Source organism: Metabacillus sp. RB-C-LZQ-3-1, assembly GCF_058315175.1.
The window spans coordinates 42,710-56,027 of sequence record NZ_JBZFLI010000016.1 but is presented as its reverse complement, the minus strand read 5'-3'; the positions used below and the strand labels follow the sequence as shown (position 1 = coordinate 56,027).

The 13,318-nt window shown below is 36.3% G+C and carries 12 protein-coding genes; 11 read left to right on the top strand and 1 reads right to left on the bottom strand.

Annotated elements, in window-relative coordinates:
• Window positions 1-131 precede the first annotated feature (131 nt).
• From AC4GZ8_RS20460 to licT, 9 genes are all read left to right on the top strand, one after another.
• Window positions 132-581 carry an RrF2 family transcriptional regulator gene (locus AC4GZ8_RS20460; RefSeq protein WP_491083758.1) on the top strand — a complete coding sequence of 150 codons (450 nt, stop codon included), beginning with the start codon at window positions 132-134 and terminating at the stop codon, window positions 579-581.
• Entirely contained in the window at window positions 565-753 is a 189-nt protein-coding gene (locus AC4GZ8_RS20455; protein WP_491083757.1) for a YezD family protein, read from the top strand. The genes AC4GZ8_RS20460 and AC4GZ8_RS20455 overlap by 17 nt, the downstream gene beginning before the upstream one ends.
• A 141-nt stretch (window positions 754-894) precedes the next feature.
• Window positions 895-1,458, top strand: coding sequence for a TetR/AcrR family transcriptional regulator (locus AC4GZ8_RS20450; protein WP_491083756.1), 564 nt, complete (start codon window positions 895-897; stop codon window positions 1,456-1,458).
• A gap of 57 nt (window positions 1,459-1,515) precedes the next feature.
• The gene (locus AC4GZ8_RS20445; RefSeq protein ID WP_491083813.1) at window positions 1,516-2,952 is read left to right on the top strand and encodes a DHA2 family efflux MFS transporter permease subunit; all 1,437 of its coding nucleotides are present in this window, start codon (window positions 1,516-1,518) and stop codon (window positions 2,950-2,952) included.
• A 112-nt stretch (window positions 2,953-3,064) separates the two neighbouring features.
• Entirely contained in the window at window positions 3,065-3,700 is a 636-nt protein-coding gene (locus AC4GZ8_RS20440) for a histidine phosphatase family protein (RefSeq protein ID WP_491083755.1), read from the top strand.
• Window positions 3,701-4,023: 323 nt separating this feature from the next.
• On the top strand, window positions 4,024-5,925 hold the full coding sequence (locus AC4GZ8_RS20435) for a beta-glucoside-specific PTS transporter subunit IIABC (RefSeq protein ID WP_491083754.1): 1,902 nt from the start codon (window positions 4,024-4,026) through the stop codon (window positions 5,923-5,925).
• A 58-nt stretch (window positions 5,926-5,983) separates the two neighbouring features.
• Window positions 5,984-7,405: a 6-phospho-beta-glucosidase gene (locus AC4GZ8_RS20430; RefSeq protein WP_491083753.1), complete on the top strand. Its 1,422-nt coding sequence runs from the start codon at window positions 5,984-5,986 to the stop codon at window positions 7,403-7,405.
• 44 nt (window positions 7,406-7,449) lie between these two features.
• The gene (bglH, locus tag AC4GZ8_RS20425) at window positions 7,450-8,862 is read left to right on the top strand and encodes an aryl-phospho-beta-d-glucosidase (protein ID WP_491083752.1); all 1,413 of its coding nucleotides are present in this window, start codon (window positions 7,450-7,452) and stop codon (window positions 8,860-8,862) included.
• Window positions 8,863-9,082: 220 nt separating this feature from the next.
• On the top strand, window positions 9,083-9,913 hold the full coding sequence (gene licT / locus AC4GZ8_RS20420; RefSeq protein WP_491083751.1) for a BglG family transcription antiterminator LicT: 831 nt from the start codon (window positions 9,083-9,085) through the stop codon (window positions 9,911-9,913).
• An 81-nt stretch (window positions 9,914-9,994) separates the two neighbouring features.
• On the opposite strand, the gene AC4GZ8_RS20415 is transcribed toward licT, so the two are convergent.
• Entirely contained in the window at window positions 9,995-10,594 is a 600-nt protein-coding gene (locus AC4GZ8_RS20415; protein ID WP_491083750.1) for a TetR/AcrR family transcriptional regulator, read from the bottom strand.
• A gap of 157 nt (window positions 10,595-10,751) precedes the next feature.
• Between AC4GZ8_RS20415 and AC4GZ8_RS20410 the strand changes: the two genes are divergently transcribed.
• Both AC4GZ8_RS20410 and AC4GZ8_RS20405 read left to right on the top strand, forming a co-directional pair.
• Window positions 10,752-11,645, top strand: coding sequence for an ABC transporter ATP-binding protein (locus tag AC4GZ8_RS20410; protein ID WP_491083749.1), 894 nt, complete (start codon window positions 10,752-10,754; stop codon window positions 11,643-11,645).
• A 6-nt stretch (window positions 11,646-11,651) separates the two neighbouring features.
• Window positions 11,652-13,256: an ABC transporter permease gene (locus AC4GZ8_RS20405; protein ID WP_491083748.1), complete on the top strand. Its 1,605-nt coding sequence runs from the start codon at window positions 11,652-11,654 to the stop codon at window positions 13,254-13,256.
• The last annotated feature ends 62 nt before the right edge of the window (window positions 13,257-13,318 follow it).

Below are 13,318 nucleotides of genomic sequence, written 5' to 3'. Positions count from 1 at the left end.
TCTTATAGAAATACTTGGTATTGGATGATGAAACATAAAATAAGTTATGTAATATGGATTAAAGTTGACTATTATACTCAACTTTGAAAAATGAAAGTCGAGTCATTTACTCGACATTGCAGGGAGGAAATATGAAGGTTTCTAGTAAAGGGGAATACGCATTACGTGCCTTATTAGTGTTAGGACAACAACAAGGTACCGTTATCACAATTCAAGAAATATCCGAGAAAACACTTGTTACAATTAATTATTTAGAACAAATTCTGCTCCAATTAAAAAAGCTTGATTATGTAAAGAGTAAAAGGGGAGCAAAGGGAGGTTATTACCTTCATAAGAATTCAAATGAAATCAATATAGGTGAGGTTATCCGTGACTTAGAAGGTCCATTGTCACCAATGGGATGTGCATCTATAACCAAATATGAACCTTGTCCATTAGAAGCAGGTTGCCATTTAAAGCCACTTTGGTCTCTTGTAAGAGATACAATAGCCTATGTTCTTGAAAGAACAACTTTGGAAGATTTACTTTTAAATCGTGTGAGTTTATTGAAGGGAGAGGATTTAGTTGTCTTCAAAAAATAAAATCGATAAAGAAGTAATTGATAAAATTGTTAGTTTCTTAGAAAATCTTGAATTTGGAACTGTACAAATTACCGTACATGATTCACAGGTCACTCAAATAGAAAAAGGAGAGAAATACCGATTTGCTTTAAAAAAGAATAATAAACCATTAAAGACGATTAAAGATGAATAATGAAGAGACAAGAAGACAAGACCATGAGTCCTGTCTTTTTTATCTTTTTACTATTTAAAGGTTAACATATCAATTGACTAATTCTTTAAATTCCTATACTATTTTCTAGACCGGTTGTTATAATTTTGAGGTGAGCATCATATGAAGAGAAAGCAGGACACGAAGGACATGATCTTGCAGAGCGCAACACGCTTATTTCAACGGCAAGGTTTTAACGGAACAGGGCTTAATCAAATAATCGAGGAAAGCGGTGCTCCAAAAGGTTCAATTTATTATCATTTCCCAAATGGGAAGGAAGAAATTGCTTTAGAAGCGATTTCTGTGATGAGGGAGCTTGTGTTGGAGGGAGCTGAGAAAGACCTAAGTGGGAAAAATTCAGCAAAAGAAGCGTTTCAATCTTATATCAATAATATAGCCGCTGTCTTTGATAAAAAAGATTGTGTGGAGGGGCTATCGATCGGATTAATTGCTTCAGAAACAGCATCAACACATGAAAAGCTTCGTCACGCATGTGAAATGGTTTTTAAAGATTGGCAATCCAAATATGCTCACATACTTGAACAATATGGATTCGAAAAAGAGAGAGCCAAAGAATTGGGCGTAACAATTACGGCAATGATAGAAGGGGCATGTATCTTGTCGATCACATATCAACATGGCGATCCGTTACGTGCGATCGCAAAACAGTTACCGTTGCTATTTTAAAAAAATTAGAGAGAGATTTATGTAGGAGGAAACAGAATGGAAATGGGTAATACACAAATGAAAACTGGAGATGTAGATGTAAGTGATTTGCGTGTTGTTCCAATTATCATCTCATTTGTTGTTGCTGGTTTTATCGGCTTGTTTAGTGAAACAGCCCTTAATATGGCTTTAACAAACTTAATTGAGAATTTTGGTATTCATGAAACAACGGCACAATGGCTAACAACTGGTTATTTACTTACACTTGGTATCTTAGTTCCTGTATCAGGACTTATTATGCAATGGTTTACAACAAGGCAATTATTTAATACTGCACTTGTTGCATCGATTATTGGAACGTTTATAGCGGCGATTGCTCCAAGCTTTGCCGTTTTAATGGTTGCACGTGTTGTTCAGGCAGTTGGAACAGCATTATTGCTTCCGCTAATGTTTAACACGATTCTCTTAGTTGTACCACCACATAAGCGTGGAAGAATCATGGGAATCATTGGTCTAGTTATTATGTTTGCACCAGCAGTTGGTCCAACAATTTCAGGACTTATCCTTAATAACCTGACATGGCATTGGATTTTCTGGATTTCTCTTCCGTTATTAATTGGAGCTCTTATCTTTGGATTGTTCTTTATGCAAAATGTTACAACACCAACTAAGCCTAAAATTGATATTCTTTCAATTGTGTTATCCACTATTGGATTTGGAGGAATTGTCTTTGGATTTAGCAGTGCTGGAGAAGGAGGCGGTTGGGGAAGCCCAACTGTGATTGCTTCTATTGTTATTGGTACAGTTTCATTGGTTTTATTTTCGGTTAGACAAATAAAAATGGAGCAGCCAATGCTTAATTTACGTGCGTTTAAATATCCGATGTTTACGATTGGGTTGCTTTTAATTCTTGTTTGTATGATGGTATTGCTTTCCACAATGATTTTATTACCACTTTACTTACAAACATCACTAGCTTTAACTACGTTTGCTGCTGGGCTTCTTTTATTGCCAGGAGGGATCATTAATGGAATTCTTTCACCTGTAATGGGTGGGTTGTTTGATAAGTTTGGTCCAAAATGGCTTGTTATGATCGGGATCCTGATTTTAATTGGAGCGATGCTTGGATTCTCGACGATTACAATTGATACGAGCTCAGCCTTTATCATAGCACTGCACATCATTACAATGGTTGGAATTTCAATGGTTATGATGCCGGCGCAAACAAATGGTTTGAATCAATTGCCGCGTGAATTATATCCGGATGGAACAGCGATTATGAATACTTTGCAGCAGGTTGCCGGAGCGATTGGAACGGCAATCGCGATTTCGATTTTATCTTCTGGTGCAGAAGGATTTATGAGTACTGTTGAAGACAAGGCAAATCCTTTAAATCCACTTCTTGCATTTACTGCAGGAGTTCAAGATGCATTTTTATTCGCGATTATCATGGCAGTGATTGGTTTCATCATTTCACTGTTTATTAAACGAGTAAAAGTTGAGCATCAAATGTAAATGTTATAAACAGTCTTACTATCTTAGAGTAGTAAGGCTGTTTTTTAGGTAGATTTATGAGTGGAGTATGCTAAAATGCCAATAAGATACATATAAAAGGACGTGTTCAATCTTGACTAGTGAAAACAAAGTAACACTTTATTTTGTACGCCATGGAGAAACGCAATATAATGTTGAAAGACGTATGCAAGGTTTTTGTGATTCACCACTAACTGAAAAAGGAATATCACAAGCAAAATCTGTTGGAAGAGGTTTATCTCATATTCCTTTTATTGCGGCTTACTCAAGCGACAGCCAGCGAGTTCAAGATACGGCTAAATATGCGATAGGTGATAGAGATATTCCGTTAACCATTGATAAAAGACTGAAGGAAATGAATTTTGGTATATTAGAAGCTTTGTTAGAGGATGAAATTCCAAAGCTATATGGTGATGTTCTTGACAAATTATTCAGCCTTGATGTCAATGCTTCAGCTCCTGAAGGTGAATCATATGCACAGCTTTTTACTAGAACAGAAGAAGCTGTAAAAGAAATCGTAGAAAAACATGCTTCAGAGGGTGGGAATATTCTTATTTTTTCACATGGAGTCACGATCGGAAATTACATCATTCAGGTAACACAGAGTAAAGAATTCAAAGTACATGAAAACTGTAGTGTTTCAGTCGTAAGCTTTGAAAATGGTCAATTACAAGTTGAAAAAATCGCTGATACATCTTATCGAAATGAAGGCAGTAAGCAATTAACGTAAAGAGTATTATAATGGGAAAACGGAGCACAGCTAGTCACCGTTTCATCCTACTTAAGAAAATAGATAGATTACTATTTTGATCCGAAAGATCTATAATTTAATAAAAGAATAGATAAGAAAGCGTTGACAATCTGCTGGACCCATGATAAATTACATATAACAAGTAAATAAACAATATTCCGTTTTAGGAATGTTACCTTAAGTGGGCATAACCTGGACTGAATAGACACACGATAATTGCGAATCGCGATAAGCAATAGGTGTAGTCTATTTGGCTCAGGTTTTTTATTTGCCTAAAAACATCAAGAAAGAAGGGACAAATCGTGAAATATGAGCAGTTGGCTAAAGATATTCTATTAAATGTCGGCGGAAAAGAAAACGTTTCCAGTATCGTGCATTGTATTACTAGATTACGATTTAAGTTAAAAGATGAAAGTAAAGCAAATACAGATGTTCTAAAAAATATGGATGGTGTTGTAACTGTCATGAAAAGTGGCGGACAATATCAAGTCGTTATTGGGAACCATGTACCGGATGTTTATAAAGCGGTTCTTGAAGTGAGTGGGTTACAAGCTCAAGCCCCTGTTGATGAGGATGAAAAGCAAAAATCAGGCTTCATCGATATTATTTCAAGTATCTTTACACCAGTTCTTGGGGTGCTAGCAGCAACAGGGATGATCAAAGGTTTTAATGCTCTTTTTATTGCAATGGGATGGTTAGAGTCAACATCAGGAACATATCAAATTCTAAATGCAGTTGGTGACTCACTATTTTACTTCTTCCCTATTTTCTTAGGGTATACGGCGATTAAAAAGTTTGGCGGAAGCCCATTCATCGGGATGGCGATTGGGGGATCACTCGTTTATCCGACCTTATCAGGCTTAACACAGGGTGAACCACTTTATACATTATTTGCTGGCACAATGTTTGAATCACCAATTTATATTACATTTTTAGGTGTACCAGTTATTTTAATGAGTTATGCATCATCAGTTATTCCGATTATTCTTGCAGCTTATTTTGCAGCAGTTGTTGAAAAACGTTTAAGAAAAATCATTCCAGATGTTGTAAAAGCATTCTTAGTACCAATGTTTACATTACTAATTGTGGTACCGCTCACATTTATCATTATTGGTCCAATATCTACATGGGCAGGAAATTTATTAGGTATGGCTACACTATTCATCTACAACTTAAGCCCAATGATCGCAGGTATTTTTGTTGGAGGTTTATGGCAGTTATTAGTTATTTTTGGACTTCACTGGGGTCTTGTGCCAATTGCAATCAATAACATTTCAACAATGGGAGCAGATCCAGTATTAGCAACGACATTAGCTGCTTCATTTGCACAAATTGGTGCTGTTCTTGCAGTGTATGTAAAAACAAAGCAACAAAAATTAAAAACATTAAGTATACCAGCATTCATCTCAGGTATCTTCGGCGTAACAGAGCCGGCAATCTATGGAATCACATTACCTCTTAAAAAGCCATTTATCATTAGCTGTATTGCAGCCGGTATTGGCGGGGGAATCATCGGTGCAGTTGGAACAAACCTATATATGATAGGTGGTCTCGGGATCTTTGTTATCCCAGCGATGATTAGCCCAACTGATGGAGTTACATTTGCATTATGGGGAGCATTAATCTCATTCGTTGTCGCATTTGCTTTAGGTTTCGTTCTTACGTATTTATTTGGAATGGGCAAAGGTAAAAACGAAGCAACTGAAACTGCTCAAAACGAAGCTGCAGCAACAACAGTAACAAATGCTTCAGTTGAAGAAATCGTAAGTCCGCTAAAAGGTGAAGTGAAGGTGCTATCTGAAATTAAAGATGAAGCGTTTGCATCTGGGGCACTTGGAGATGGTGTAGCGATTGAACCTTCAATAGGGAAACTAGTTGCACCTGCTTCAGGTACAGTTACAGCACTTTTCCCGACAAACCATGCAATTGGGATTAAAACGGATCAAGGAGCGGAAATATTAATCCATATTGGAATGGATACTGTGAAACTTGAAGGGAAATATTTCTCTGCTCATACAAGCCAAGGTGCCCGTGTTGAAAAAGGACAATTATTAATTGAATTTGATATTGAAAAAATCAAAGCAACTGGATTACCTGTTACAACTCCAGTTGTTGTGACAAATTATAAGGATTTCAACGTACAATCAACAAGTGAAAAACAAATTAGTTTTGGTGATCAATTATTCAATCTAAACGCGAAGTAATGACCTCAAGAGGAAAGAGCAATTTTCTTTCCTCTTCAAATTGAAAGGAGAGTAACAAATGACATTTCCAAAAGGATTTTTATGGGGCGGTGCGATTGCTGCAAATCAAACAGAAGGTGCTTATCTAGAAGATGGTAAAGGATTAACAACAGTTGATTTACTGCCAACTGGAAAAAAACGCTGGGATATTATGTTTGGTAATCTACCATCATTCAAACCACTTGAGGGTGAATTTTATCCATCACATGAAGCAATTGATTTTTACCATCGATATAAAGAGGATATTGCTCTTTTTGCCGAAATGGGGTTCAAGGCTTTACGCGTATCTGTGTCATGGGCACGTATTTTTCCAAATGGGGATGACCATCAGCCAAATGAGGCTGGCCTAAAATTTTATGACGATTTATTTGATGAATTAAAAAAATACAATATTGAACCAGTCGTGACAATTGCTCACTTTGATGTACCTGTTCATTTAGTTGAAACATATGGAAGTTGGAGAAACCGCAAGCTTGTTTCTTTTTTTGAAACATATGCTACTACTCTATTTAAACGTTATAAAGACAAAGTAAAGTATTGGATGACATTCAACGAAATTAATATGTTGCTCCATTTACCTTTCGTAGGTGCTGGCCTAGTTTTCAAAGAAGGAGACAATAAAAAACAAATTCAATACCAAGCTGCCCACCATCAGTTGGTTGCAAGTGCACTTGCTGTTAAAGCATGTCATGAAATCATCCCAGAAGCAAAGATCGGCTGTATGCTGGCAGCAGGGATGACATACCCATATACATGTAATCCTGAAGATGTTTGGGATGCAATGGACAAAGACCGTGAATCATTTTTCTTCATTGATGTTCAATCACGGGGTGAATATCCAGGCTATGCAAAAAGATTCTTTAAAGATCTCAACTTAACAATTGAAATGAAAGATGGAGACGAAGAGCTCTTAAAAAATCATACAGTCGATTATATTGGATTTAGTTACTATGCTAGCCGTGCGACAAGCACAGATCCAGAAGTAAATAATATGACAGCAGGTAATGTATTTGGCTCAATTGAAAATCCTTATTTAGAAAAATCCGAATGGGGCTGGACAATTGATCCTAAGGGATTCAGAATAACAGCAAATCAATTATATGATCGATATCAAAAGCCTTTATTTGTTGTAGAAAATGGATTAGGTGCAGTAGACGAAGTGACAACAGATGGCGAAGTCCATGATGATTACCGGATTGATTATTTAAGAAAGCATGTTGCAGAAATGTCAGAAGCAATCAAAGATGGTGTGGAAATCATTGGATATACAAGCTGGGGTCCAATTGATATTGTTAGTGCATCATCAGGTGAAATGAAAAAGCGCTATGGATATATATACGTTGATAAAGATAATGATGGACAAGGTACACTCGCAAGGTCGAAAAAGAAGAGCTTTAATTGGTATAAAAAAGTAATTGAAAGTAACGGAGAAGAGTTTTAATCAAGTAGGTTTAGTTCAGAAATAAAAATGGAAAGGTGATATGAATGAATACAAACACAAGAAAATTTCCAGAAGGATTTTTATGGGGAGGAGCAGTTGCTGCTAACCAACTAGAAGGTGCTTATCAAGAGGACGGAAAAGGACTTTCAACAGCAGATGTATCTCCGAATGGGATCATGAGTCCACCGGATTTTTCGATGGAGCAATTTAACTTATATCATGAAGCAATTGATTTCTATCACAAATATAAAGAAGATATTGCTTTATTTGCAGAAATGGGTTTTAAAGCATTTCGTTTCTCAATCTCATGGACACGCTTATTTCCAAATGGTGATGAGGTAGAGCCAAATGAAAAAGGTCTTCAATTTTATGAAAATATGATCGATGAGCTACTAAAATATAATATTGAACCAGTTATTACAATTTCACATTATGAAATGCCATTAGGCTTAGTGAAAAAATATGGCGGCTGGAAGAATCGACAATTAGTAGGATTCTATGAACGATTAGCAAAAACCATTTTCACTCGCTTTAAAGACAAAGTGAAATACTATATGACATTTAATGAGATTAACGTCCTGTTGCACGCACCATTTACAGGCGGAGGGCTTTTATTTGAAGATGGTAAAAAAAATGAACAAGACATTTACCAAGCGGCTCACCATCAATTTTTAGCAAGTGCTCTTGCGGTAAAAGCTGGACATGAAATCATACCTGGCTCACAAATCGGATGCATGATTGCATCCATGGTTACGTATCCTTATACGTCAAAGCCGGAGGACATGTTTGCGGCGCTTTCGCAAGATCGTAAAACATTATTCTTCTCAGATGTTCAATCAAGAGGCTATTACCCTCGTTATATGTTAAATTATTTCAACGAAAATAATATTCAAATTGAAATGGCTGACGGAGACTTGGAGCTGCTTCAACATAATACGGTTGATTATATTGGTTTTAGCTATTACATGTCATTTGTAGCTAGTACAGCTCCTGAACATCAAGATGAAAAAACAGCTGGAAATCTTTTAGCTGGTGTAAAAAATCCATACCTACAAGCATCAGAATGGGGATGGCAAATTGATCCTGTGGGATTAAGAACAGTTTGTAACCAACTGTATGATCGTTATCAAAAACCATTGTTCATCGTTGAAAATGGACTTGGTGCTGTAGATAAAGTCGAAGAAGATGGATCAATTCAGGATGATTATCGAATTGAATATCTTGATGCCCATATTCGCGAAATGAAAAATGCAATCGGTGATGGTGTTGAAATCATAGGATACACATCTTGGGGCCCAATTGACCTTGTTAGTGCGTCAACTGCTGAGCTTAGAAAGAGATATGGCTTTATCTATGTAGATCGTGATAGTGAAGGAAAAGGGACAAACAACAGATATAAAAAGAAAAGCTTTGATTGGTACAAAAACGTGATCGCAACAAATGGAGAAGACTTATAAAAAAATGACTTTCAGGAAAGCCCAGTGTGAGGGCTTTCCTTCTTCTCTTATCAAAACAGCCTTTGTCCTATAAGCTTTTACCATAGTAAACCGGAATCTCCTAGATGAAAATGAACCTAAAATGCCGTATAATACACTTTAATTAAAAGAGATTATAAGAGAAAAACTGTTTTTTAAAAGGTCTTCGGATGAACCCATTACACATGATTTAGGTGATCGTATGAAAATAGAAAAAGTTTATAACAATAATGTTGTAAGTGCTTTTAATGAAGAAAATATAGAACTTGTTGTTATGGGGAAGGGGCTAGCTTTCCAAAAAAAACCTGGTGATGAAATAGAAGAAGAAAAAATAGAAAAGGTTTTTACTTTAAAAAACAAAGATATGTCAGATCGTTTTAAAACTCTTCTCTATGAAGTTTCACTTGAATTAATGGAAGTAACGGAAGAAATTATCCAATTGGCAAAAGAAAAGCTAGGAAGAGAATTGAGCGACAGTATCTATGTTTCATTAACAGACCATATCAACTTTGCGATAGAAAGAAACAATAAGGGCCTTGATATCAAAAATGCATTATTATGGGAGATCAAGAAATTATATAAAGATGAATTCTCTATTGGGTTAGAGGCTCTAAATATGATAAAGAATAAACTTCATGTTACACTTCCAGAGGATGAAGCAGGCTTTATTGCCATGCATATTGTAAATGCAGAGCTGAATGAGGAAATGCCGAACATCGTAAACATTACAAAAACGATGCAAGACATTCTAAAGATCGTCAAATATCACTTTAGCATCGATTTTAATGAAGACTCATTAAATTTCTTTCGGTTTGTTACCCATTTAAAGTTTTTCGCACAAAGATTGTACAGTAAAACCTATATGGAAAGTGAAGACGATTTCCTTTTCGAGGCTGTAAAAAACAAACATAAAGATGCCTATGAATGCACCGAAAAAATTAACGACTATGTAAAAAAACAATTTGATTATGAATTAACAAATGATGAGAAATTATATTTAACAATTCATATTGAGCGAGTGATTAACAGGTGAGATAAAGTAAAACTACCATAAGTGAGGATCTTACAGTCAGTTAAGAGTGGGATAAGTGGCGCATGAATTATATTCATGCGCCTACTCGATTTTATGATTCCCGCCCTTTCCCATGATTCCATAGAAGAAAATATTCGTAATATCCTCAGTAAGAGGTAAAATCTTCTGATAAACCTCCTCCCTCTGTATATAATCTTTTAACATGTAAATATAAAATAACATTGCTTCTTCTGATAAATTTTGATCGATATACCCGTTTTCTTTTCCCTCTTTAAATAAAAGATTGAGGTAAGGAACTGCCTTCTCCGCATATATTTTTTCTATATAATTACCTTCTGAAGAGTATTCCTTCATTAAATATTGATAAAATTCCTCGTTAATACTGCTCGCTATTTCTTTTTTATTAAAAATAAGCATTTTAATTTTCTCAGGGAATGGCATGTCACTAAAAATAACCTTTTCAAAATTATTTGTAGCCTTATCAATATAATATAGAAATACCTCATGTACGAGATTATGCTTGCTTTCGAAATAATTGTAAATGGTTACCTGTGAAACGTTTGCCTTTTTTGCTATATCTGAAATAGAAACCTTTTGTACACCAAGATCCATAAATAAAAGCAATGCTGCTTCTAGTATGTTTTGCTTCTTTTGTTCTCTTCGCCGTTGAAATCCGTCCAAATTTTCTTCACCTCTTTATATAGTTTAATCAAAATTATGAAATATAACAAATGAATGAGTTCAAAAGATCTTGAAAAAGTATATATTTTTGTATATTATGAAATATATAAGTTAAAATATTTCAAAACTAAGTAACTTATATTAGAGGGGGAGTAACATGACAATCCTTAATGCAATAAATGTATCAAAGAAATTTGGAAAATCCACGGTATTAAATGGTGTAAATATTGAAGTCAATCAGGGAGAAGTATATGGATTTATTGGTCCAAATGGAGCAGGTAAGTCAACCACAATTCGGATATTATTAGGGATATTAAAAGCATCTGGAGGTCAAGTGAAGATCTTCGGAAAGGACGCTTGGAAAGATGCAGTTGATATTCATAAGCATATAGCGTATGTGCCAGGAGATGTAAACCTATGGCCAAACCTGACGGGTGGTGAGGTTATCGACTTGTTTATGAAGCTGCGTGGATCAACGAATAAAAAACGCAGGGAAGAATTAATACAACGGTTTAATTTGGATCCAAGGAAGAAATGTCGTACGTATTCAAAGGGAAACCGTCAAAAAGTTGCGTTAATTTCAGCCTTCTCGTCTGATGCTGATCTCTATATATTAGATGAACCAACATCAGGGCTTGACCCTTTAATGGAAAAAGTATTTCAAGAGTGTGTTATGGAAGTAAAGAGGAATGGAAAAAGTGTGTTACTTTCAAGCCACATTTTATCAGAGGTAGAGAGACTTTGCGATCGGGTAGGGATCATTCGACAAGGTGAGATTATCGAAACAGGTACACTTGATCAGCTTCGTCATCTAACAAGGACCAATCTAGTCCTTCAAACAAAGCAACCGATTCTAGGGCTTGAAAAAATGAAAGGTGTTTATGAAATAGATGGCAAGGACTGTGCTTTTTCTTTTCAAGTAGATGGCAAGGAGCTTGATGAGGTTATCCGTTATGTTTCACAATTTGGCCTTGTTAAATTAGAAAGTACACCGCCAACTTTAGAAGATTTGTTTATGCGTCATTATGATGAAACTAAGAGCGGGAGGTAGAGCTTAATGTGGAATCAGCTTTATAGTAAGACTGGAACAATGACTCGCTTCTTATTAAGGAGAGATCGTATCCGTATTCCAATCTGGCTCATCACATTATCTTTCATCACTGTTATAACCGCTACGGCTTTTACAGGGTTATATCAAACAGAGCAAGAGAGACAAGCGATTGCAGAAACGATGAAGAATCCAGCTATGACAGCGATGGTAGGGCCAGGTTATGGTTTAGACCATTATACTGAAGGTCCAATGATGGCTCACCAAATGTTATTATTTACGGCCATTGTCGTTGCGATTATGAGTATTTTACTTGTGACAAGACATACTCGGGCAGATGAAGAAGAAGGGAGAATAGAACTTATTCGTTCCCTTCCGGTTGGGCGTCTTTCAACTTTAAGTGCAACAATCATTGTGTTAGTTGCAATGAATATTTTACTAGCGGTGATCATTGGTTTAGGTTTGTACAGTTTACAGATCGCCAGTATGAACCTGGAAGGCTCTCTTTTATATGGTGCAGTTCTTGGTGCAACAGGCATTTTCTTTAGCGCTGTTACGGCTCTATTCGCTCAACTATCATCAAATGCTAGAGGAACAATAGGTCTTTCTTTTGCTGTACTTGGAATTTCTTATTTAATTCGGGCAATCGGTGATGTGAGCAATGAAACTATTTCTTGGTTTTCACCTTTAGGCTGGGGATTAAAAACAGAGGTGTATGTAAACAATTACTGGTGGCCAGTTGGGTTAACGATTTTGTTCTCTATCGTTATCTTCATCCTTGCTTATTATTTAAATACGATTCGTGATTTGGATGCGGGCTTTATTCCTGCTAAGCCAGGGCGCAAGCACGCTACACGTTTAATGCAAAGCCCTATAGGTCTAGCATTTAGAATCCAACGAACTGGGATTATCACCTGGGCAATCGGAATGTTCATTTTAGGTGTATCCTACGGCTCAGTATTCGGTGATTTAGAATCGTTTTTTTCCAATAATGAGATGATCAGTCAAATGTTAACTCCTGTTGAGGGTTTAACGTTAACGGAACAATTTGTTTCTATGTTAATGTCTGTTATTTCGATGATCTGTACAATTCCTGCATTAATGTTTTTGCTTAAACTAAAAGGAGAAGAAAAACGAAATCGAACAGAGCACTTACTTTCACGCGCTGTTTCTCGAAACTCACTACTGGGAAGTTACTTACTTCTTTCCATTTTACTTGGTTTCGTGATGTTATTTTTAGCCATCCTTGGACTATGGGCTGCAGCGGCAAGTGTAATGGAGGACCCTATTGCTTTTAGTCTCCTATTCAAAGCTGCAATGGCCTATTTACCAGCTATATGGGTTATTACAGGTTTATCAGCATTCATGATGGGCGTAAAACCTCAATTCTCTGGATTTTCGTGGCTTTATTTAGGGTATTCATTCTTCGTTGTCTATTTAGGGACGATGCTTCAATTCCCTGAATGGATGGGAAATCTCTCACCATTCGGTCACGTCCCACAGCTTCCTGTCGAGGAAATGAACTATGTTTCAATCAGCGTATTAACTAGTATTGCAGTTGTTCTTATCGCTATCGGTTTTATTGGATACCGACAACGTGATATTGAAGGCTAGTATAAAGACCCTCTAGTAGCACAGGCTAATAGGGGGTTTTTTGGTGTTGGGTCTATAACTAG